This is a genomic window from Hyphomonas jannaschiana VP2, from assembly GCF_000685215.1.
Lineage (GTDB): Bacteria > Pseudomonadota > Alphaproteobacteria > Caulobacterales > Hyphomonadaceae > Hyphomonas > Hyphomonas jannaschiana.
Genome location: NZ_ARYJ01000012.1, coordinates 50,954 through 72,839, shown reverse-complemented (window position 1 = coordinate 72,839; position 21,886 = coordinate 50,954). Strand labels below are relative to the sequence as shown.

The following is a 21,886-nucleotide window of genomic DNA, read 5'->3' as shown; positions in this document are numbered from 1 at the left end:
TCGCCGGGTGGGTCAATCTATGCCGCACGGCGGCCTGCAAAGCGCACAGCCGTAGACGCACGCTCCACGGCCCCAGCCTCCGGGCGCAGGTCTGCCGGGATGGCGGCGCGGCCGAGTTCGACGCAGATGCCGGGCTGGATGCCGCTGCCGAAGGCGGCTAGCGTGGTGCGGGCGGTTTCCAGCATGATGGCTTCGTCTTCCACGACCTGTCCGAAACGCGCTGCCAGCGGCCCGACGACGCCATAGGCGAGGAAAACACCCAGGAACGTGCCGAGCAGCGCCGAGCCGATCATCGCGCCCAGCACGGCGGGCGACTGGTCGATCGAGCCCATGGTGCGGATGATGCCCAGCACGGCCGCGACGATGCCGAGCGCGGGCAACGCATCCGCCACGGTGTGCAGCGCGGCGACGGCTTTCATGCGGCGGCCAAGGTTCTGGTGGATCGACTGGTCCATGTGCGCCTCGGCGCGGGCCGGGTCCGACAGGTCCAGCGCCATCAGGCGGAAGGCGTCACAGATCAGGGAGCGGGCCGCCTCGTCATCACGGATGGTGGGCGCGGCGGCGAAGGTTTCGGATTCCATGGGGCTTTCGATGTCTGCCTCGATGGAAACAAAGCCGCCCCGGCGGGCCTTGCGCATCAGCGTGCCGAGCAGGACCAGAAGTGACTGATAGTCCTCCTGCCGCCACTTCGCGCCAGAGAAGGCTTTCAGCACCCCTGCCCCAGCCTCTTTCGCGACGGCGGGCGAATTACCGATGACCAGCGTGCCGATGGCGGCCCCGCCGATCAGGGCCAGCTCAAACGGCAGCGCTTCCATCGCCATATGGCCGCCTGTGAAAACCAGGCCGCCAAAGACGAGCGCAACAACAAGGATGAGGCCAATCAGCTGTGGCAAGGACGCATTCCTTCACGAAGAATACGCCACTTTCGCACGGGGGTCTTAAGCCAAGGTTGCATCCGAATGAGCAAGAGGTCGTGCCCCGGTGCACGAATATGTTTATAAAACAGGGATTGAGTGGAGTGACCCGATGCGCCGAGCGATCCTGATTGCCAGCTTGCTGACTGCCCTGCCCGCCATGGCAGAGCCGGTGCAGGCCGCAGGCGACTATCGCACCTGCGCGCCGGAGATCAGCGAAGCGGGCCGCGGCCTGGTCGCGAAAACCTGCGGCACGCTGGCCGTGCCGGACTTTTCAGGTGTGGAATTCCAGTCTGCCGGTGAGATGGAAGATGCCCGGTCCCTGCGCGACGGGTTCCTTCTGGGCGTGAAGGTCTATGGCCGCTGCGTGTCGGACTTCATCACGGCGCAGCAGCAGCCGGGCGTTTCTGCCGACAGCGCCGCCGCCGACCAGGCCGCCTGCGCCCATTCCTGGGCCGAAGACAAGGCGACGGACGTGACCCGCAGTTTCGGCCAGGCCTGTATCGCCTACGCCAACCGCTCCGTCATGGACATGCGCCTGCCCGTCTATGAGGGGCCATGCTATCCGGTGTCGGATGATACGGCGGACTGAACCTGCCGTCCGGGTGGAGTTACCGCGAATCCCGCCTAAACTCCCCTTCCCCCGGCCGGGCCGGAGACAAGGGAGGGTGGACAGGCATGCAGGAACAACCGGGAAAGCCCTGGAGCGCCTTTGAAGAAAAGGTCGCGTCCGCGCTGAAACAGACGGGGCGGTACGTCCATACACCGGGCACGGCCGGCGATGAGGAACAGGCGAATCTCAGCGGCGCCTTCCTGCTCTGGCTGTTCACAACACAGGATATTGCCCATCCCATCCTTCACATTGCGAATGTCACCTTCCCGGATGCCTGTGACCTGAGGGCCCATACGGCCGACCGGCATTTCGAATTCTGCGACTGCCACTTCCTGGGGGAGCTGGACCTCCGGCACCTGCGTGTACGCCAGCTGATCCTCGACGGCAGCGATTTCGCCGGAACCGTGAAGATGAATGGCGCGAAGATCGAACAGGGCATCCTCGCAAATGGCGCCCACTTTCACGAACTCGTCCTGCAGGCAGCAGACCTCGGCGGCAACCTGGAACTCACCGATGCCCGGCTGGACAAGCCGCTCAGGGCCTATCAACTTCGCGTCGCCAAGAGTGTCTTCATCCGTGAAGGAACGGTCCTGCCGGGCGCGAACCTCGTCAATGCGCAGATCGGCTCCCACTGTCAGTTCCGGGGCGCCCGCATTTCCGGCGAGCTTGATCTGACCGGCGCGGTCATAGATGGCGAACTGCAATTCGGTCAGGCCGGGAAAGACCCGATCCAGTGGGCCGCCGATGCCAGCCTGTCGCTCCGCAATGTCAGGGCACGGTCCTTCGGCGCCCGATTGAGCGATTTCCGGCGCGGGGCCGATTATGTGCCGGTCGACCTTGCCGGGTTCAGTTTCGAGGATTTCGCGGCTGCCAGCCTGAAGGACAATGTCTCACTGGCGCATGAGTCGCCGAAAGAGCTATTGAAATGGATCCGCCGGTCGGAAGCGGCATCGTCTGTCTTCGATCCCAAACCCTATGTCGAATTGGCCCACGCGCTTGAGAAGGCCGGCCAGACCGAGACGGCGCGGAAAATCCGCATCGGCCTCGGCTGGCGCCAGACCGCCAAGGCACACATCTCACCGCTCGCCCGGCTGGGCCAGTTCATTTCGGGTGTCTTCATCGGTTTCGGGCACGCCCCGTGGAAGGCCCTGTCCCTGTTCCTGATCGTCTTCCTGGCGGGCATGTTCCATGCCTATGTCGCTTCGTTCGGATACGATTTCAGACCTCTGACCTCCACAATTGCCATCGACTCGGCCCGGATCTCGCTGGAAAATTCCATTCCATTGGTCGAGTTCGCCGACCTGCCGGATCGCGACCTTTGCGGACAGGCGAGCGGGCTTTCCTGCCACGAGGTGACGAGTCTCGATCACCTCCTGTTTGACGTCCAGAAGATCCTGTCCCTGCTGCTGGCCAGCTATTTCGTGGCCGCCGTCACCGGCTATGCCACGATGCGCCGGACGGATTGACCGGACAACTCAGCCCGCGACCAGGCCTTCGGTGCCGAGCATCGCATCATGTTCTGCCACGAGGTGGCCGGGAGACACTTCGACGAGTTGCGGGCGGTATTGCTCCGCATCCGCATCATCGACCAGTTTGGATTTCATGAAGCGGAGCGCTGCGCGGCTGTCGAGCGGGCTTGGCAGGTCGCCGGAAAGTTTGAGCCGCTCACGTGACTTCTCGCTTTTCGGGTCTGCATTCGGCACGGCGGCAATGAGGGCCTTGGTGTAGGGGTGGCGCGCATCGGTGTAGATCGCATTGCGCCCGGCCAGCTCCACCACACGGCCGAGATAGAGCACCATGACGCGGTGGCTGATCTGGCGCACGACGGCAAGGTCGTGGCTGATGAAGATCATGGCGAGGCCGAACTCTTTCTGGAGCTCGATCAGAAGGTCTACGACCTGTGCCTGCACCGAGACATCAAGCGCGGAGACCGCCTCATCACAGATGACCAGTTTCGGCTTCAGGATCATCGCGCGGGCAATGCCGACGCGCTGGTTCTGGCCGCCGGAAAGCTCGTGCGGGTAGCGGTTGATCAGGTTCGGATCAAGACCGACCCGCGGCAGGATCTCACGCACCTGCGCCTCGCGCTCCGCTTTTGAGAGCTGCGGCTGGTGCACCTGCAGGGGCTCGGCGATGGAGGCGCCGATGGTCATGCGCGGATCGAGGCTGGCGAGCGGATCCTGGAAGACGATCTGCAGGTCGTCGCGCAGGCTGTTCATCTCCCCCTGCCCTGCCTTCGTGATGTCGCGGCCAAGCCAGGCGACGGTTCCATCCGTCGGCGGAATGAGTTTGAGAACGCCGCGCGCGAGGGTGGACTTGCCGCAGCCGGACTCGCCCACGACGCCCAGCGTCTCGCCGGGCTTCAGGTCAAAGGACACGCCATCAACCGCCTTCAGGGGCTTGCGCTTGCCGAACAGGCCGCCCTTCACCTGGATCGGGAAATGGACCTTCATGTCCTCGACCCGGAGCAGCGGCTCGACGCTCTCTTCTGGCGGCGGTATCAGGGCCGGACGGCCGGGGCGGTCTGCCTCGTCGATGCGCGGCACGGCATTCAGCAGCATCTTCGTATAGTCCGCTTTCGGGGCGTAGAAGATCTCGTCCGTGTTGCCCTCTTCCACGATCTCGCCATGGCGCATGACGATGACGCGGTCGCACATGCGGGCGACGACGCCCATATTGTGCGTGATCAGGGCGATGCCGGTGCCGGTCTCGCGCTTCAGCTCATCCATCAGCTCCAGCACCTGCGCCTGCACCGTCACGTCCAGCGCCGTGGTCGGCTCGTCTGCGATCAGGATTTCCGGATTGCACAGCATGGCGATGGCGATCATGACGCGCTGGCGCATGCCGCCGGAGAGTTCGTGCGGAAACTGGTTCATGCGACGCACAGCCTCGGGGATGCGCACATTCTCCAGCCATTCAACACAGTGCTTGTCGGCGGCCTCGCCCTTCTCGCCCGTATGAAGGGCCAGAACTTCGCGCATCTGGGCGCCGACGGTCATGTGCGGCGTCAGGCTGGTCAACGGGTCCTGGAAGATCATGGAGACGCGCGCGCCGCGGATCTGGCGCAGTGTCTGGACCGGCGCGGTCAGCATGTCGGTGCCGTCGAACAGGATCTCGCCGGTGGCTTTGCCATTCCCGGCCAGCAGGCCCATTGTGGCCAGGGCGGACTGGCTCTTGCCGGAGCCGCTTTCCCCGACAATGCCAAGGCATTCGCCGGCGGCCAGATCGAAATTGATGCCCTTGACGGCGTTTACGGCGCCATCGGGTGTGTCGAACGTGACCCGCAGGTCTTTCACGGAGAGAATGCTCATGGCCCTCATCTGTAGCGGCCGGGCGCGCGCGCGCAACAATCAGGCGCATAAAAATGGCCGCGTCCGGGGAGGGACGCGGCCAGTTACCAAGTCTTCCGCAAGAAAAGGGATATAAACGGAAGCTCAGGGAGAGACTAGAACTTGTAGCCGAAGCCCAGACCGACAACAGTCGGGTTGATGTCCACGTCAGCCTTCACCTTGGCGCCGAGGGCGGTGGTGAAGTCGACGGTCACGTCGCTGTTGATCCAGATCTTCTTGACGTCGGCGTTGAAGGCCCAGCCGCCAGGCTCGCCATCAAGGTCATAGTCGAAGCCGACCTGAAGGGCCGGGCCGAAGCTCGGATCATAATCAATGTTGTCGGCGGTCGAGCCTTCGTCTTCATTGTAGAAGAGCGTGGCGTTGATACCAGCACCAACATACGGCTTGAACTTGCCCATGTCGGTAAAGTGGTACTGCAGCGTCACCGTCGGGGGCAGAACCCACACATCGCCGATTTTCACGTCAGCGCCGCCAACAGCCGCCACGTTCGTGGCAGTCACATCATGCTGCGCGGTGGCCAGGATCAGCTCGGCAGCGATGTTCTTGTTGAAGAAGTAGGTGATGTCGAGTTCAGGGACATATTCGTCACTGATGTCGACGTCGCCGCCGAGACGGGCACCGGCAACCGACAGGTCAGCCGACTCGCTCGGAAGCACACCAATGACCCGGCCGCGGACCATCCACGGATTGTCATCAGCAGCGGCAACCCCCGCAACGGTTGTCCAGGTTGCGCTCGCCAGGAGCGCGGCACAGAAGAGGCGTTTCATGTCTTTCCCTCCATGAAAAGAATACCAATGAGCGGGAGATAGACCCCTGTTTTTCCGGATATAATTGGCCAGTTTGACGCGCGCCGAGGTGCCGCGCGACACGGCCGCGCAATTAGGTATTTCCCCGAATTGTGAGCTGTCCGGACAAGGCGCAATTTCACAGAATGCAACCTGAGATGGGATGCGTTAACACAGGCAAATCCTGTTGGCCGCCAACCTGCCGCCTGAGGGCGGCCAGAGGGCGGAACGCCGCATAACGTGGCGGAGGGCTTGCTTCTGCTCCCCTGCCCCCGCAAAAGTGCCAGCGCTGTATTTGAGGAGCTGCACCCATGCCCGTTATGAACTTCCTGACGACTTGTATTTTTGATTCCGGCGCGCTGAAGCAGCTGCCGAATGTCGCGAAGAATCTGGGCATCACCCGCCCCTTCATCGTCACCGACCCGGGCATCAAGGCCGCCGGCATCCTGGCGAAGGTGGAGGATGCGCTGGGCATGGCCCCGGCGGGCGTGTTCTCCGACACCGTACCGAACCCGCTGGAATCCCAGGCCAAGCAGGCGGCCGAAGCCTACAAGGCCAGCGGCGCGGACGGCCTGATCGCGGTCGGCGGCGGATCGTCCATGGACCATGCCAAAGCCATCGGCCTGCTGGTCAGCCATCCCGATCCGCTGGAAACCTATGCCGCCATCACCGGCGGCGCGAAGAAGATCAAGAAAATCCCGCCGCTGATCGCCATTCCGACGACGGCCGGCACGGGCTCTGAAGTCTCCGTGGGCACCGTGGTGATCCTGGAAAACGGGCGCAAGGAAACCATCGTCTCCCCGAACCTGATTCCGGCCACGGCCATCTGCGACCCTGACCTGACGCTCGGCCTGCCCGCCGGCCTGACCGCCGCAACCGGCATGGACGCCCTCACCCATTGTATCGAGGCCGTTCTGGCACCGGCCATCAATCCGCCTGCGGAGGGCATCGGTTATGATGGCGCCTATCGCGCATTTGGCGAAGGCTGGCTGAAAAAAGCCGTTCAGGACGGCTCCGATCCGGATGCCCGCTGGCACATGATGATGGCCAGCTATGAAGGTGCGCTTGCCTTCGTGAAGGGGCTTGGCGGCGTGCACGCGCTGTCTCATGCGGCCGGGCGCCTGAAGGACAAGAAGCTGCACCACGGCACGCTGAACGCGATCTTCCTGCCGCACATCCTGCGTTTCCATGAAGGGGCTGCGGACGCAAAATATGCGCGGCTGCGCCAGGTCATGGGGCTGAAGGAAGGCGCCGACCTCGCCGATGCGATTGCGAAACTGAATGAAGACATTGGCATTCCGGCGACGCTGAAAGAGCTGGGCCTTGGCATGGAAGACGCCGAGGGCATTGTGGAATACGCGCTGAAAGACCTTGCGCACTTCGGAAATCCGAAGCCTATGAGTGCAGACGATTATGCGAAGGTCTACGAGACCGCACTTGGATAAGGAGCCCGTCTCATGGCGCGAAAGTTCGCTCCGATCCTGAAGATGGCCGCCGGCCATCATGGTGGACGGGCGAACGCGCTGGAGATGTCAGAGAATTCGCATGCGGTGGCGGACCTGTCGAATGTGTCCGCCGACCGTTTGCTCTCGGTCATGACCCGCTGCGTGTTCAATGCCGGGTTCAACTGGAAAGTCATAGACGCGAAATGGGATGGGTTCGAGGCCGCCTTCGAGGGCTTCGATCCCGGCAAGCTCGCCTTCTTCGGGGAGGAGATGCTGGACCGTCTGGTGTCGGACGAACGCATTGTGCGCAATGGCCAGAAGATCCGGGCCACATTGGAAAACGCTAAATTCGTCGCTGACGTGGAGACAAAGGAAGGCGGCTTCGGAAACTTCCTCGCCAACTGGCCAGCCGATGACCAACTCGGCCTGATGGCCGCGCTGAACAAGCGCGGCTCACGCCTCGGCGGAGCAACCGGCGCCTATTTCCTGCGTTTTGTGGGCTGGGACGCCTGGATCGCCTCGCCCCATGTCTGCGCGGCGCTTGTGCGCGAAGGCGTACTCGACAAGCCGCAGGCCACGTCAAAGCGTGACCTGACCGCGCTTCAAACCGCAATCAACGCGTATCACGACGACAGTGGTTTGCCCCGCGCCCAGATCAGCCGCCTGCTCGCCATGAGCATTGGCTGATCCGGGCCGGCGCCCCTCACCCACGCGGAACGAAATTGCCGTGGAATCCTGGCGGGATACGATAGGGAATGTGGACTTCGGCCACCGGCGGACCCGTGAAATTTGCCGCGTCGAGCACCACGAAATCAGATGTGTCTGACTCTACATTGCTGACATAGCCGATCAGCCAGCCTTCATCCTCAGCCGCGCCATCATGCGCCGGAACGAAGATGAACTCCGCTGGCACCCGGCCGGGGCCGAAATCGTGCACAGCCCGTTCGCCTGTACCCAGATCATGCTTGTAAAGTCGCGTCGCACCGACAAAGCCATCCTCCAGATGCGCCGGCAGAGCGATTGTATAGGCATAGCGATAAGGCTTGCCCGTCAGGCGTTCGTCATAGCGCGGGAATTCCTGCGGCGACGGGTCGACCACGCGGCGGGTCACCTTCCGGGCAGCCGGGTCGATGGTCAGGGATTCGAATTTCGCAGTCTGCGAGTCGGGGCCGTTCAAGTCCGAGTCGAACATGGTTTCGTAGACGCATGCGTCCATGACCACTGTGCCGTCTTCCGTTTCATAGGCATTGGCCGGGTGGAAAATGTAACAGGGGTCGATGTCGCACCAAATGATGTCCTCTCCCCTGCCCTCGCGCGGCAACAGGCCGATGCGGGCCTTGTGTTTCGGGTTCCAGCGGAAAGGGAAGCTGGCCCCGCCGATCAGGGCCGACATGGAGAAGGTTACCGGCAGATCCATCACGATCACATAGGAGGGCGTGATCTGGCAGTCATGGATCATCGGACCGTTCTTCACCGCAATGGGTTCGTTGCGGCGGACATGGCCGCTCGTGTCCACCACTGTGTGCCAGATCGTGTCCGGATGCTGGACCTCATAGCAGATGGCGTGCATTTCGCCGGTTTCAGGGTCGAGGTGCGGGTGGGCGGAATAGGATTCGCCTAGCGTTCCGTCGAAATCGGAATGTGCGACCGTGGCAAGATCGTCCGCCATTTCGACCGGGTAGCCGCCCGCTTCCACAATCGCCCACAGCTTTCCGGCATGGCCGACAATGTTCGTATTGGCGACATCCGTACGCGGATGGCGCGGGCCCGGCGCACGCGGTTCGCCCAGTGCATCGCTGACAGCATTGGAGCGGACCCAGCGATTGCGGTACCAGACTGCCTTGCCGTCCTGCAGGCGGATACCATGGATCATCGCATCGCCGATGAACCAGTGATGCGTCGCGGCATTCACCTTGGCCAGCGGGTTCGGACCGTTGCGCAAATAAAGCCCATTCAGGGCCGCCGGGATTTCACCGGTGACTTTCAGCGCCGTATCCGTCACTTCCTCCGTGACCGGCGTGTGCAACCCTTCAAGGAAGGGGTTGGGACCTTTCGCCTTCTTGCGTTCGCGATTGAAGCCGGCGATGGCGACGACACCTTTGGTGACGACGCCGCGAATGGCAGATTCTACAGGGCTGGGCATAGTCAGTGACTCCATGTCACGTTGCGGGAAACGACAAACCATGTTTACACTGATAACATGACATCAGATGATAACACTGTCAACATCAAGCCGCGCGACGGGCGCTACCATCATGGCGACCTGCGCTCAGCCTTGATCGAGGAAGGCCTGGCCCAGCTGGACGTGAAACCGCCGGACGCGGTCAGCCTGCGCGAGATCGCCCGGAATGTCGGCGTGTCGGCGACGGCGGTGTACCGGCACTTTCCGGACAAGGCCGCGCTGTTGAACGCACTTTGCGGTGTCGGCGGCGAACGTCTGGCCGAAGCGTTCCGGGAAGCCATGTCCGGCGCAGACGACCAGCGGGGAGCCTTCAAGGCGATGGGCCGGGCTTATGTGAAGTTTGCGCTTCGTAATCCGTCGGTCTTCCGGCTGATGATGACCCAGAGCCGGCCAAAGGGCGACCGGGAGAAAGACCCCTGCGCGACGGACGAACCGTTCGGCATGCTGTCGGATACGCTGAATGCGCTCATGCCCCCAGACGCCTCGAAGACCGCCCGGAAAATCAAACGCCTGCAGGCCTGGTCGATGGTACACGGCCTCGCCATGCTGATGCTGGACGGACAGGTCCCCCCGGACGAAGCCCTGGTCGACCAGGTCATCGTCGCAAGCTTTCTCTAATCGAATCCGGCTCTAGGCCGAACGGCGAATCCGGCGCATATTCCGCGCATGTTCCAGAACCTTGCTGCCCTCGCGGCCAATTTCGGCCTCATCTTCAGCGCCCTGGCGATCGGCTCGTCCTGGGTGGCCGCGATTGCCGCGCCGAACTGCAGCTTCGAGGAACTGGATGGCAGCCGGGCCGACCGGCACGTACGTGAGCTTCTGCACGCAACCTCAGTGCCGATTGCCGGCATGATGCTGGCTGCGGGGGCCTGCTTCCTGCTCGCCACGCACTGGGCGGCCGGCGTCACTGCCCTGCTGGCCGCATTCGGCTTCTATTCGAACCACTGGATGCTGGCCCCAAAAACCGGAAAGGCCCCCAAAGGCGCCCGCACCAGCCGCAAGGGCCAGCGCGCCGTTTCGGTCAGCCTGTCACTGATTTTCATGCTGGTGGCGATCATCGCCGCCATTCTCGGCATGGTCGGGATCTGATCCGGCCCTATTCGTAGACCAGCCAGAGACAGCCAAGCTCATGCAGGCGGCGGAAATTGTCCGTTGACCGGCGGGCGGCATTGCGGGCCGCTTCACCGGCCGATTTCCGGTTCGCCGCCAGCATCAGCACGCAGGCAGCAAGCCCGACGAAGAACATCCACCAGGCCACCATGACCGTGCCCACACCGCCGACAAAGCAGAGGCCATAGGCAATCGCGTCCAGTGTCCGGAAGCGCAGGCTGTTATGGGCGCCGAATTCATTCAGCAGGTCCGGCTTCTTGTGCAGCGCTTCGGCATCGATCGCGAAGCGCTGCCCGCCGGCATGATTGAACAGCACGGCCCGGGTCATACGCCCGCCCTGATGCGGATTGGGTTCGCATTTAAGGAACATCGGTCGGCCTCTCCGGCGGTTGAGGCCTAAAAACTAGCAGCCGGGGCTTAACCCGAAACAGGCGGGGGATTGAAAGTTTCAGGCAAATTCAAACGACTGCGTTAACCTTCCGGTAAGCCGCCCGGCTGGCGAATCCATTTGCCACATCCGGATTGCAGCCATATGCTGCGCCGCAACATGAAAGGTTTGTAAGGCGATGCTGTACTCCCTTGTCGAACTGAACCGGGCTGCAATGGCGCCGATGCGCCTGGCTGCGCGTGCAGGCCGAATGGCGCTTCATTCCCCGATGAACCCGATTGCGCAGACCGATTATGGCAAGGCGCTCATCGCCTTTGCCGACGTGTTCGAAAGCACGACCCGGTATTATGGCAAGCCCGACTGGGGCATCGAGAGCGTCAGGATCAACAGCGCACCGGTCCCCGTGACCGCATCGGTCGCCTGGCGGTCGCCCTGGTGCAATCTCGTCCATTTCCGCAAGGATCCCGACGCGCTGGCCGCCGCACGCAAGCCCGGTGCCGCACCCCTGCCCCGCCTCCTGATTGTCGCGCCGCTGTCCGGCCATTATGCGACGCTGCTGCGCGGGACGGTCGAAGGCTTCCTGCCGACCCATGATGTCTACATCACCGACTGGGCCGATGCGCGCATGGCGCCGGTCTGGCTCGGCCGGTTCGACCTCGACGACTATATGGACCATGTCCGCAACATGATCAGCCATGTCGGCCCGGGCGCGCATGTGCTGGCCGTCTGCCAGCCGGGTCCGCCGGTGCTGGCCGCAATCTCGATGATGGCCGAGGACGACGATCCGAACCGCCCGGCCTCCATGACTTTCATGGGCTCGCCCATAGACGCGCGCCGCAGCCCCACCGTGCCAAACGAACTGGCCGAGGAACGCAGCTTCGACTGGTTCCAGGACAATATGATCCACACCGTTCCGGCGCCCTATCCCGGCGCGTTCCGGCGTGTCTATCCGGGCTTTGTCCAGCTCGCGTCCTTCATGAACATGAACTGGTCACGCCATGTCGATGCGCAGTGGCGCTTCTTCAACCATCTGGTCGAAGGCGACGGCGACAATGCCGGCAAGCACCGCGAATTCTATGACGAATATCTCTCCGTGCTCGACCTGACCGAGGAGTTCTACCTGCAGACCATCCTGCGCGTGTTCCAGGAACACCACCTGCCGCGCGGGATCATGAAGTACCGCTATGCGCGCCAGATCCGTCCGGAGACGATCCGCGATGTGGCGCTGATGACCGTCGAAGGGGAAAAGGACGACATTTCCGGCATCGGGCAAACTCAGGCCGCGCACGACCTGTGCACCAGTCTGCCGGACAAGCTGAAAGCCGACTATATCCAGCCGGGCGTCGGCCATTATGGCGTGTTCAACGGCAACCGCTTCCGGACCGAGATTGCCCCGCGTGTGACAGAGTTCACCCGCCGTTTCACCCAGCGCGAGCTGGACGAAGCCGCCGTCGAGAAAGCCTAACCGCGTTTCAGGCGCACCATCAGGCAATCGGCCGGCAGGGCCGGATCGGCCGCCTCCGGCTTTTGCAGATAGGCCTCGGCGCGTGACATGGCAGCGGTTTCCGCCGCCTGCTCACCGGCAGCAGGGTCCAGCTGAGCGAGCGTTACCTGACCGGCGCAGGACAAGCCTTCGACACGCACCATCCCGGCCTCCCCGGCCTGCAGGCTGATGGCAAAGGGAAGTTCCGGCCCATAAGGCACGGCCACAAAATCCTGCAGCACCGTGCCGGTCTCCCCCGCAGGAGCGTAGCGGACCTTGTAGACGAGACCGGTTTCCAGCCGCTGGACGGTGAAGCGGGTCTGCAGGCCCGCCAGCCAGTCGATCATGGCACGGTTACGCTCTGCCTTGGCCCGTTCCTGTTTCAAGGAGGTCATGGCGCTGGCCATCTCCGCCAGAGGGTCGAGCATGGCGCCGGTCCGGGCATTGGGATTCAGCACGCTTGCCGGCGGCATCAGGCCGGACCCGTTCGGACCGCTTGCAACATTGTACTGGCCATAAGTGAGGCAGGCCGTGATCCCGGCCGCAATGGCAGCCGAGGACATATGGGCGAGAAGCGGCAGGGTGAGCATGGGGCGGCGGTCTCCGGTGTCCCGACCTCCCGCTTGTCCATGGATTTTGTAAACAGAGCCCTTCCGCCTGGATTGCATCCGCCTTCAACCTCTCCCGCCTGTTGCGGCTGAAGCTGCAAGCGATGTGCCGGTCAGTGCGTGATTTCGTGAGGTATCGGCGCTGGCTGGCCGCCCTCATCGTGATGAGGATGTAGCGGCATGAGCGCCATCAGAATGGCGAGCCCCACGCCCGCACTGAGTGCCAGCAAGCTGCGCATGGGCGGTTCCTCCCCCAGCGGCTCCATCAGCGGGCCGGTCGCAACATAAAGGAGGAGACCGGCAGAGACCGCGAACAGGCTGCCGATAATGTCCGGCGTCAGGCCGTACATGAAAGGCGTCGCGACGATAACGCCAAGCGGCGTCGTCACCGCAGACGCAAGGAACGCCCAGATAAAGGATTCGCGGTTTGAAAAGCTGTGCCGGCGCAGGATGGCAAAGGCGATCACGCCTTCGGGAAACTCGTGCAGCATCAACGAGGCTGCGGCATAAACGCCGGATGAGAAGCTCGCCGCGAAGGTCACCGAATAGATCATCCCGTCCAGCAACGAATGGATCGCAACGGCGGCGAGCGGCGTGATCGCGGCGGTTCGCCCGCGGTCCGCGCTCTCCGGAAAGGCCGCCCCGATCCCGAAATGCAGGATCAGACCGCCGAAGAAGCCGACCATGAGGAAAACGGGCGTATGGGTCGTGAGCTCAAAGGCTTCCGGCGCAATGTGCAGCAGGGTCAGGCTGACCAGCATGCCGCCAGCCGCCAGCGCAAACAGGCCGGAATAACGCGCACTCCAGTCCCCGCGCACGGACACGGTGATCAGGCCGAGCGTGGTGATGAAGGCAGCGGTCAAGCCGAACAGAAGAGGGGCCTGGAGCGAATTGAGCATATGTGCGTAAACCGGCGGCGATGTGAGATTGGCAGAAGGACTTCTGCAAGCCCCGCCTTGATTAAATGTGATATAGTATCACTATCAGCTTCGCGACAAAAAATATTGACCTTTCTGCACTAACCCACTGTGTGGCACTTCGGAGGCCCACGATGATTTCATTTCGTTTCTGGCCGGTTGCGGCCATTTCCGCCGCCAGCCTGATAGGACTTGCCGCCTGCGGCCCTGCCAGCGACCCCTATGAACCTCCATCACCTGTGCAAGAATCCGAGCTGACCGAAGCCGCCATTGCAGTCGACGCCGACAGGCCCGCGGCGCCGGAGGCGGTTGCCGAACTCGAAGCGGCCAATGATCATGACGAAGGCCATGCCGGCGAAGCGCATGAACATGGCGGCGGCGAACTGGCGATTACACGGGAGGACGACTTCCTGACCGTCAGCCTCGATGCGCCGCTCGCCAATTTCGGCCTGTCGGAAACCAAGGTGCCGGAAGGCCCCAAGGCCGAGAAATATGCCGAAGGCATCGTCGAGCCGATCGGGCCAACGGTCTGCGAAGAGACCGAACGCTCCATCACCGGCCGCACCGACGGCACCCATGGCGCAATGACCGTGTCTGTTGTCTGGCGGTGCAAGAAGATTGACCGGGTGGAGGGCATGCTGGTGCACGTCTTCGAACGCTACCCCGCCTTCGAACATATCGATGCGATCTATCTCGGCCCCGAGGGCCAGCAGGTCGCCAAGGAACTCACTCCCAGCGACACAGAGATCGATTTCGACTGATGCAGCCTGAGACCGCCGGCACGGATGCCATCCGGGTAGACAATCTTCGTTTTGCCTGGCCGGGGCATCCGCCCGTTCTGGACATCGAACGCTTTACGCTCCACCGGGGCGAAAAACTGTTCCTGCGCGGACCATCCGGCTCCGGAAAATCCACTCTGCTCGGCCTGATTGCCGGTGTGCTCAGCCCCGAGACCGGCACGGTCGACGTTCTGGGCAATGACATGGCGACACTCAGCGCCGCAAAACGCGACCGCGTGCGGGCCGATCATCTCGGCGTCATCTTCCAGATGTTCAATCTGGTGCCTTATCTCTCGGTCACCGGGAACGTGACGCTGCCGCTTCACTTCTCCCCTGCCCGACGCGCAAAAGTCGGCAAGGATGCCGAAGGCGAAGCGCGCCGCCTGCTTGGCCGGCTGGGCCTGACGAATGAGACCCTGCTTGGTCGCCGCGTCTCTGACTTGTCTGTCGGCCAGCAGCAACGGGTCGCCGCCGCCCGCGCCCTGATGGGCGGGCCGGACATCGTCATCGCCGACGAGCCAACTTCTGCGCTCGACGCCGATGCGCGCGACAGATTCATCGAACTCCTCAGCGAGGAGGCCGGACGTACCGGCGCAGCGCTCCTGTTCGTCAGCCATGACGCGAGCCTCGCCCGCCTGTTCGACCGGGCAGTCGACCTCTCCGAAATCAACAAGGCGGGAGTAAGCGCATGAAGGCCCTGTTTGCCCTCGCCTGGAAAAGCCTGCTGAACCGGCGTGCTTCGGTGCTGCTGACCCTGCTGGCTGTCGCCCTGTCGGTCGCCCTTTTCCTGGGCGTCGACAAGGCCCGCACTGGCGCGCGCGAAGGGTTCGGCCACACGATCTCCGGCACAGATCTGATTATTGGCGCGCCCACTGGTAGCGTGAACCTGCTGCTCTATTCGGTCTTCCGGATGGGCAATGCGACGGCGGAGATTTCCTGGCCGACCTATCAGGAACTGGCCACACGCGACGACATCGCCTGGACGGTGCCGATCTCGCTCGGTGACAGCCATCGCGGTTTCCGCGTGATGGGCACGAACCATGCCTATTTCGAGCACTATCAGTATGGCCGCGGCCAGAGCCTGCGCTTTGCCAAAGGCGTTGAGATGGACGATCTGTTCGATGCCGTGATCGGCGCCGACGTGGCCCGCGAGCTTGGTTATGACATCGGGACGCCGCTGGTTCTCTCGCACGGCCTTGGCAAGGCAGATTTTGGCTCGGGCCACGAGAACCGGCCCTTCCGCGTGGTCGGTATCCTCGCGCCGACCGGCACACCAGTCGACCGGACCGTGATCGTCTCCCTCGAAGCGATCACGGCGATCCATGTCGGCTGGGAGACCGGGGCAAAGAACCCGCTCTCCGACTCGATCACAGAAGACATGATCCGTAGTTTCAACCTGACGCCCAAGACGATCACGGCCGTCTATGCCGGGCTGAAGCGCAAGGGCACGATCCTGCGCACACGGCGCGAGATCAACACCAATAAGGGCGAGCCCCTGATGGCGATCATTCCCGGTGAGGCGCTGGCCGAGCTGTGGAGTGTCACGGCGATGGCCGAGCGGGCCCTGCTGGCTGTCTCCATCTTCGTGATCGCGGTCGGCGTCGTCTCGATCCTCACCTCCATCCTGACCAGCCTGAACGAGCGGCGACGGGAAATGTCGATCCTGCGGGCGGTTGGCGCGCGGCCGGGGCACATTTTCGGCCTGTTGACACTGGAGGCCGGGCTGATCGGCTTCCTCGGGGCCCTGCTCGGAATCCTGATCGTGCATGTCCTGATTCTGATCGCCGGGCCGATGGTGATGCAGCGCTATGGCATTTCCCTTGGCGGCACAGGGCCCGGCATGACAGACCTGCTGACACTGCTGGCCGTCACCGGCGCTTCCCTGCTGGCCGGGGCCATCCCCGCCTGGGCCGCTTTCCGCAGATCCCTCGCAGACGGCCTGTCCGTGAAGTTGTAGCAAGGTTGCGAAACCCGTCTGGCACATCCCTCCCTGAAAGCCTAAGAAAACAGTCATGAAGCGTTCTCTCCTCCTCCCCGCCCTGATCCTGATCAGCCTGTCGCCCGCTTGCGGACAAGCGACTGCGCCGCCCGCCGATGCCGAAATACCGGCTGAAACAAACGCAGACGCGACCGCTGCCCCCGCCGGCCCGCAGGTTGGAGACAAGATCGGCGAAAGCGAAGCGGAACAAGCCGCAAAGGATTCTTCCGTCGCCGCCGCTGCAGCCGAAGCGATGCGCGAACAGGAAGAGATCAATGCCCGCGGCGTGACCGAGATCGGCTGGGAAGACCTGATGCCGGAGGGCGAGGAAGAGCGCCTGCAGAAAATGTATGCGGCCCAGATGGCGACACTCTATTCCATCCAGGAAGGCTCAGCCGCCGATACGGCCACGCAGATCGGCTCGTTCAATACGGTCGACACCTATGACGGCAAGAAGATCCGGATGCCGGGCTACACTGTGCCGTTTTCTTACGACGCCAAGGCCGAAATCAGCGAGTTCCTGCTGGTGCCTTACTTCGGCGCCTGCATCCATGCCCCGCCGCCGCCGCCGAACCAGACCATTTTCGTGCGCACCGAAGACCCGATCCTGCTGAAGGACCTGCCGCAGGCCGTCTGGATCGAAGGCACGCTTCATGCAGAGAAACAGACAAGCGACCTCGCGGACGCTGCCTACATCATCGATCTGACCCGGGTGGAGAAATACGAATACTGATGGCGGGAAAATGCGCTGGTACCTCTGGCCGGACTCGAACCGGCACTCTGTTGCCAGAAGCGGATTTTGAATCCGCCGCGTCTACCAATTCCGCCACAGAGGCCCTATCGGGAAGGCTCTCCTGCCTGAGCCGGGCCTGCCCGTCAATCTACCCTGGGCGGCATATTAACAGGACGTACTGAGCGCACATGAGTGTCACCGACACCGGAACCGAAAAAACCCTGCTCCAGATCATTGAGGCGATGGCCGCCGGTGCGCCGGAGGAAGGCTATACGTTACGCGAGATCTTTGACCGGCTGGACGAAAGCGCTTTCGGCGCCGGCCTGTTCCTGCTGGCCCTGCCCTGCTGCATTCCCTTCCTCTATGGCGTTCCCCAGATCGTCGCGCTGCCAATGATGGCGCTCGCCCTGCAGATGGCCCTTGGCCATGAACAGCCCTGGCTGCCGGATGCGCTCGGCACCCGCAAGATTGACCGCAAGGGCCTGACCGCGATGGCGGAAGGCGGCCGTAAATGGCTGGGCTGGATCGAAAACTTCTCCAAGCCCCGTTTCGGGGCGATTACCGGTCCGCGGTCCGAACGCCTACTGGGCTTTGTCCTTTGCATTTTCTGCGCATCGATCCTGGTGCCGCTGCCAATGACCAATACGGTGCCCGGCTTTGCCGTGGCGCTGGCAGCCTTCGGTCTGATTAACCGGGATGGCATTCTTGTCGTGATCGGCTGCGTCCTCGGGATCCTCTGGGTTTCCATGCTGTTGGTGCTGGCCCTGCCGGTCGCGCTGGCGGCGATTCACTTCGCCCTGATGTGGCTCACGGGATTGTTAGGCTCGTGACGCTGCGCCGCACTTTTGCTGGTGCGGCAGCATGCTAGCGTGCCCGAAATGAGCGCCCTGAAGAGCCTTCTCAAAGACTGGAAATGGCCGGTCACCGCAATCGTGGTGTCCGCCCTGATGCTTGCCGCCGCGCATGCCTTCGAGACCTTTGGCAAGCTCTATCCCTGCCCGCTTTGCCTGCGCCAGCGGGAGGTTTACTGGGCCCTGATCGCCATGACGCTGACGGGCCTTGCGCTGTGGAAGCTGCGGCCAACCCGGCGTTTCCTCGTGGCGCTGAACGTCCTGATCGGCCTCGTCTTCGGGGTCGGCGTGGTCGTTGCCTTCTATCATTCCGGCGTCGAGTGGAAGATTTTCCCGCCGCCGACCGGCTGCACAGGCGGCGGCGAGATTGATCTCATGAACATGGACTCGCTGGACCGCCCGATGACCGTGCCATCCTGTACCGACGCGCCTTTCTATATTCTGGGCCTGTCCATGGCGGGATGGAACGGCGTCGTCTCCGCCATTCTCGCTGTCGCCAGCTTCATGTCTGCTGGTGCGACGTTCAGGGGCCGGAACGAGGCCTAGATCACGTTCAGATCAATCAGGGTCTGCGCGCTCTCGATGATGGCCTCTTCCTCGCTGCGCGGCGTCCAGCCGAGAACACGCCGCGCCTTCTCGTTCGAGCAATGCCGTTCGCGGCCAAGCTCGGGCACGACCGCCTTCAGCGGCGGGTTCACCAGTGTCAGCGCTTTCAGCAGCCAGTCCGGCAGCTCGCCCTTCGGCAATTTCTTCCGGTAGTCCGGGAATTGCTCGCGCAGCACATCGGCAACTTCGCTCATCCACATGAACCGGCCGGCGGCGAGGAAGCGCTCGCCTGCCGCGTCCGGCACGGTCATCGCCTTCACATGGGCGTCCGCGACATCGCGCACATCGACGACGCAGAAGCCGACGCGCGGGGACGCAGGCGCCTTGCCCGTCATCAGCTGGGTAATGATCTGCAGCGAGGTGGAGACATCCGCGCTCATTGCCGGGCCGAGCACGGCAGACGGATTGATGACGGAGAGCTCCATCCCGGCGCCCTCCCCGGCCATATAGTCCCAGGCGGCCTTCTCCGCGATCGTCTTCGAGCGGGTATAGGCCGTGTTATCCTTCATATTGTCCGGATTGGACCAGTGCTCCTCGGTCAGCGGATTTGGCCGGGCATCGCCCCAGCCATAGGCGATGGCCGCCATGGACGAGGTCATCACGACACGCTTAACGCCCGCGGCCTTCGAGGCTTTCAACACGCGCAGGGCCCCGTCGCGGGCGGGTCGGATCAGCTCATCATGGTTTTTCGGCATCACGGCCAGGAAAGGCGAGGCAAGGTGCTGAACATAATCCATGCCCTCGACAGCCTCTGCCCAGCCGGTATCGCTGTTCAGGTCCGCTTCGACGATGTCGATGTGCACGGGCTGGCCGGCATAGTCGCTCAAAATCGTGTTCAGGGGTGTTTCCCTTGAAACGGAACGGGCCGTACCCCTCACTTCATGTCCGGCTTCCAGCAGCTGGTGGATGACATGACCGGCAATGAAGCCGGTAGCACCGGTGACGAGAACTTTGGCCATACGAGTCTCCCTTTTCAGGCGTGATCAATGAACGATTTCGCCATTATTCACAAGGGAAGAGTTCGAAGAGGCGCTTCAGGCGCCTCTGGCGCGGCGGCGCACATGGCGTTCGCGCAGGGTGATATAGGCCGTCGCGCCGATGATGATGGCCGTGCCGGCCCAGGTCCACGGCCCCGGCAGGGCCTTGAACAGGAACCAGTCCACCGTCGCCGCCATGGGCAGGCGCAGATAATCGATCGGAGACAGGAACGAAGCGTCCCCGATGGCCATGCCCCTTATGTAGAAATACTGCCCGGCCACACCGCAGCCACCCATCAGCGTGATCAGCGCCCAGTCCTGCCAGGAGGGCATCATTTCCGGCATCTTCCAGATCGCGAGCGGCAACAGCATCGCCGAAGACAGCAGATTGGCCCAGATCAGCAGGGTCACCGGCCGGTGCCGGCGCGACAGCAGCTTCACCAGCGTGATCGCACCGGCCATGCAGAAGGCGGCCGCCAGCGCCAGCAATGTGCCGAGGCTGACGCCTGCCTGCGGCTGGGTCATGATGAGCACGCCGATAAACCCGGCCAGTGTCGCGCCCCAGCGGTGCCAGCCGACCGTCTCCTTCAGCAGCACCGCCGCCAGCACCGTGATGAACATGGCGCGGGAAAAGCTGATCGCATTGAACTCCGACAGCGGCAGTCCGAACTGGGCGGAGACGGCATAGAAGCCGAAAATGAAACCCATCGTTCCGAACAGGCTGCGCAGCAGAACCATGCCCGGCTGGTGGATGCGCATGATGCCCCAGCCCTGTTGCACGATGACCGGCAGCGTCAGGATCAGGGCGATGAATGACCGGAAGAAAGCGAGGAAGCCGGGATCGTATTCGGCCGATTGAACCTTGGACAGGGTGAGGAACACGGTGAAGACGAGGCCTGACGCCGTCATCCAGAGTGCACCTTCGAGGTTGCGGGGGGCCTCAGCTGCAGTAACGTCAGCGATACCCGATTGATCTGGACTGACTGCCATGACCGCCTTTTCGCCTTCCGAAGTCGACGAGATCGACGCCCTGTGGCGCAGCCTGCCGCCGGATCATATGTGGACCGGGTGGGCTGCCGCTGGCGAGTCCCCCGATCAGATCTGGATCTTCCGCACCCGGGCGCACTGGCGCCGCTTCCCGCTTTTCAAATCCGATGAGGGCTATGCCCTGTCGGATGAGAAAGGCCGCCGGGTGATCCGAGCCGCCTCCCTGCAGGAATTGCTGTCCGCTGTCGAGGCCATCCCCGGCCTCGACCCGGACCGGAAACGCTGATCCCTATCCCTGTTGTGCCTTCATGGCCTCGGCCATCTGCTCGGCCTGTTCCGGCGTGATGCCCAGCGCTTCGAGGACCGGGCCACCCGCCGTCTCATCCCAGGAATGGCGCGGGCCGACCGTGATGCCGCCATCGACGGTGAACTGGCTGCCGGTGATGAATTCCGCCGCATCGGAAGCGAGGAAGGCCGCCATTTCAGCAATGTCGCGGCCCTTGCCCGTCCGGCCCGCCGGCTGCATCGAACCGCCCTGCTGGGCCAGCATCTCTGCCATCTGATCAGCCACTTCGCGCGACATGCCGAGCGACGCCCCGAAGATGGAGGTGGCGATGAAGCCCGGCAGGATCGCATTCACGCGGATCTTGTGCTTGGCGACCTGCGCGGCCGCGATGCGGGAGAAGTGCGCCACACCGATCTTGGCGACGGAATAGGTAATCGGCGCCCAGCCGGCTTCCAGCGCGCTGATGGAAGATGTGTTGATGATGGAGCCGCCGGACTCCTTCATCCGCTCGACGGCGTATTTCGTGCCGAAGAAGACCTGCTTCAGCAGCAGGTCCATCGTCTTGTCATAGCCTTCTTCGTCGAGTTCCTCGATCGTGGCCGGGGTGCCGCCACTGCCGGCATTGTTCCAGACAACGTCCAGCTTGCCGAAATGACTGACAGCGCCTTCCATCAGGGCGTCGAGGTCGGCCAGGTCCATCACGTCGCAATGGACGTAGCGGACCTTGTCCACGCCAAAGCGCGTCTCCAGCGCGCGGCCTTTTTCGTCCTGGATGTCGGCTGCGATGACTTTCGCGCCTGCCTCCACAAACGTCTCCACGCCTGCCAGGCCGATACCGCTTGCTGCGCCTGTAATGACAGCAACCTTGCCGCTCAGATCCGCCATGATGTTTCC

Annotated in this window: 24 protein-coding genes and 1 tRNA gene; 14 read left to right on the top strand and 11 right to left on the bottom strand. The window is 63.1% G+C overall.

Annotated elements, in window-relative coordinates; genetic code table 11:
* Positions 1-17: 17 nt before the first annotated feature.
* Positions 18-893: a flagellar motor stator protein MotA gene (gene motA, locus HJA_RS15235; protein ID WP_035583786.1), complete on the bottom strand. Its 876-nt coding sequence runs from the start codon at positions 891-893 to the stop codon at positions 18-20.
* A 133-nt stretch (positions 894-1,026) separates the two neighbouring features.
* Here motA and HJA_RS15230 point away from each other — a divergent pair, with 133 nt between their 5' ends.
* Together HJA_RS15230 and HJA_RS15225 are read left to right on the top strand one after the other, a co-directional pair.
* The gene (locus HJA_RS15230) at positions 1,027-1,506 is read left to right on the top strand and encodes a hypothetical protein (protein WP_155840041.1); all 480 of its coding nucleotides are present in this window, start codon (positions 1,027-1,029) and stop codon (positions 1,504-1,506) included.
* An 86-nt stretch (positions 1,507-1,592) separates the two neighbouring features.
* Complete coding sequence (locus tag HJA_RS15225) at positions 1,593-2,993, top strand: hypothetical protein (protein ID WP_035583784.1); 1,401 nt, start codon at positions 1,593-1,595, stop codon at positions 2,991-2,993.
* 9 nt (positions 2,994-3,002) lie between these two features.
* Here HJA_RS15225 and HJA_RS15220 read toward each other — a convergent pair whose 3' ends face one another.
* Positions 3,003-4,838, bottom strand: coding sequence for an ABC transporter ATP-binding protein (locus tag HJA_RS15220; protein WP_035583783.1), 1,836 nt, complete (start codon positions 4,836-4,838; stop codon positions 3,003-3,005).
* Between the two features lie 134 nt (positions 4,839-4,972).
* Positions 4,973-5,644, bottom strand: coding sequence for an OmpW/AlkL family protein (locus HJA_RS15215; RefSeq protein WP_035583782.1), 672 nt, complete (start codon positions 5,642-5,644; stop codon positions 4,973-4,975).
* Positions 5,645-5,973: 329 nt separating this feature from the next.
* On the opposite strand from HJA_RS15215, the gene HJA_RS15210 reads away from it, so the two are divergent.
* Complete coding sequence (locus HJA_RS15210; RefSeq protein ID WP_035583781.1) at positions 5,974-7,107, top strand: iron-containing alcohol dehydrogenase; 1,134 nt, start codon at positions 5,974-5,976, stop codon at positions 7,105-7,107.
* 12 nt (positions 7,108-7,119) lie between these two features.
* Entirely contained in the window at positions 7,120-7,794 is a 675-nt protein-coding gene (locus HJA_RS15205) for a DNA-3-methyladenine glycosylase I (protein WP_035583780.1), read from the top strand.
* 16 nt (positions 7,795-7,810) lie between these two features.
* On the opposite strand, the gene HJA_RS15200 is transcribed toward HJA_RS15205, so the two are convergent.
* Entirely contained in the window at positions 7,811-9,250 is a 1,440-nt protein-coding gene (locus HJA_RS15200; protein WP_035583779.1) for an 8'-apo-carotenoid 13,14-cleaving dioxygenase, read from the bottom strand.
* A 57-nt stretch (positions 9,251-9,307) separates the two neighbouring features.
* On the opposite strand from HJA_RS15200, the gene HJA_RS15195 reads away from it, so the two are divergent.
* Entirely contained in the window at positions 9,308-9,907 is a 600-nt protein-coding gene (locus tag HJA_RS15195) for a TetR/AcrR family transcriptional regulator (RefSeq protein WP_051597762.1), read from the top strand.
* 48 nt (positions 9,908-9,955) lie between these two features.
* Positions 9,956-10,378 carry a hypothetical protein gene (locus tag HJA_RS15190; protein WP_051597761.1) on the top strand — a complete coding sequence of 141 codons (423 nt, stop codon included), beginning with the start codon at positions 9,956-9,958 and terminating at the stop codon, positions 10,376-10,378.
* 7 nt (positions 10,379-10,385) lie between these two features.
* Here HJA_RS15190 and HJA_RS15185 read toward each other — a convergent pair whose 3' ends face one another.
* Positions 10,386-10,769 (bottom strand): hypothetical protein, encoded by a 384-nt coding sequence (locus tag HJA_RS15185; RefSeq protein WP_035583778.1) that lies wholly within the window; start codon positions 10,767-10,769, stop codon positions 10,386-10,388.
* Between the two features lie 196 nt (positions 10,770-10,965).
* On the opposite strand from HJA_RS15185, the gene HJA_RS15180 reads away from it, so the two are divergent.
* On the top strand, positions 10,966-12,252 hold the full coding sequence (locus HJA_RS15180) for a polyhydroxyalkanoate depolymerase (RefSeq protein ID WP_035583777.1): 1,287 nt from the start codon (positions 10,966-10,968) through the stop codon (positions 12,250-12,252).
* On the opposite strand, the gene HJA_RS15175 is transcribed toward HJA_RS15180, so the two are convergent.
* The gene (locus HJA_RS15175) at positions 12,249-12,860 is read right to left on the bottom strand and encodes a hypothetical protein (protein WP_035583776.1); all 612 of its coding nucleotides are present in this window, start codon (positions 12,858-12,860) and stop codon (positions 12,249-12,251) included. The genes HJA_RS15180 and HJA_RS15175 overlap by 4 nt on opposite strands.
* A 131-nt stretch (positions 12,861-12,991) precedes the next feature.
* The gene (locus HJA_RS15170; protein WP_051597760.1) at positions 12,992-13,777 is read right to left on the bottom strand and encodes a ZIP family metal transporter; all 786 of its coding nucleotides are present in this window, start codon (positions 13,775-13,777) and stop codon (positions 12,992-12,994) included.
* A gap of 152 nt (positions 13,778-13,929) precedes the next feature.
* Between HJA_RS15170 and HJA_RS15165 the strand changes: the two genes are divergently transcribed.
* From HJA_RS15165 to HJA_RS15150, 4 genes are read left to right on the top strand one after another with little or no spacing between them, the layout of a single operon-like run.
* Positions 13,930-14,556: a ZrgA family zinc uptake protein gene (locus tag HJA_RS15165; RefSeq protein ID WP_035583775.1), complete on the top strand. Its 627-nt coding sequence runs from the start codon at positions 13,930-13,932 to the stop codon at positions 14,554-14,556.
* Positions 14,556-15,266, top strand: a complete 711-nt coding sequence (locus tag HJA_RS15160; protein WP_035583774.1) for an ABC transporter ATP-binding protein — start codon at positions 14,556-14,558, stop codon at positions 15,264-15,266. Before HJA_RS15165 ends, HJA_RS15160 begins: the two co-directional genes overlap by 1 nt.
* On the top strand, positions 15,263-16,531 hold the full coding sequence (locus tag HJA_RS15155) for an ABC transporter permease (protein ID WP_035583773.1): 1,269 nt from the start codon (positions 15,263-15,265) through the stop codon (positions 16,529-16,531). The genes HJA_RS15160 and HJA_RS15155 overlap by 4 nt, the downstream gene beginning before the upstream one ends.
* Before the next feature lie 55 nt (positions 16,532-16,586).
* Positions 16,587-17,285: a DUF3299 domain-containing protein gene (locus HJA_RS15150; protein ID WP_035583772.1), complete on the top strand. Its 699-nt coding sequence runs from the start codon at positions 16,587-16,589 to the stop codon at positions 17,283-17,285.
* Between the two features lie 16 nt (positions 17,286-17,301).
* Here the strand turns inward: HJA_RS15150 and HJA_RS15145 are convergent.
* Positions 17,302-17,388 (bottom strand) — tRNA-Leu (locus tag HJA_RS15145).
* Positions 17,389-17,473: 85 nt separating this feature from the next.
* On the opposite strand from HJA_RS15145, the gene HJA_RS15140 reads away from it, so the two are divergent.
* Positions 17,474-18,115 carry an exopolysaccharide biosynthesis protein gene (locus tag HJA_RS15140; protein ID WP_035583771.1) on the top strand — a complete coding sequence of 214 codons (642 nt, stop codon included), beginning with the start codon at positions 17,474-17,476 and terminating at the stop codon, positions 18,113-18,115.
* 48 nt (positions 18,116-18,163) lie between these two features.
* Positions 18,164-18,682: a disulfide bond formation protein B gene (locus HJA_RS15135; protein WP_035583770.1), complete on the top strand. Its 519-nt coding sequence runs from the start codon at positions 18,164-18,166 to the stop codon at positions 18,680-18,682.
* Here the strand turns inward: HJA_RS15135 and HJA_RS15130 are convergent.
* Entirely contained in the window at positions 18,679-19,701 is a 1,023-nt protein-coding gene (locus HJA_RS15130; protein WP_035583769.1) for an SDR family oxidoreductase, read from the bottom strand. The two genes, HJA_RS15135 and HJA_RS15130, sit on opposite strands and share 4 nt — an antisense overlap.
* A gap of 75 nt (positions 19,702-19,776) precedes the next feature.
* Entirely contained in the window at positions 19,777-20,709 is a 933-nt protein-coding gene (locus tag HJA_RS15125; protein ID WP_035583768.1) for a DMT family transporter, read from the bottom strand.
* Here HJA_RS15125 and HJA_RS15120 point away from each other — a divergent pair.
* A complete protein-coding gene (locus HJA_RS15120) occupies positions 20,708-20,992 on the top strand; it encodes a hypothetical protein (RefSeq protein ID WP_035583767.1) in 285 nt (94 codons plus the stop codon). The genes HJA_RS15125 and HJA_RS15120 overlap by 2 nt on opposite strands.
* 3 nt (positions 20,993-20,995) lie before the next feature.
* Here the strand turns inward: HJA_RS15120 and HJA_RS15115 are convergent, their stop codons facing one another.
* Entirely contained in the window at positions 20,996-21,877 is an 882-nt protein-coding gene (locus HJA_RS15115; protein WP_155840039.1) for an SDR family NAD(P)-dependent oxidoreductase, read from the bottom strand.
* Positions 21,878-21,886 lie beyond the last annotated feature (9 nt).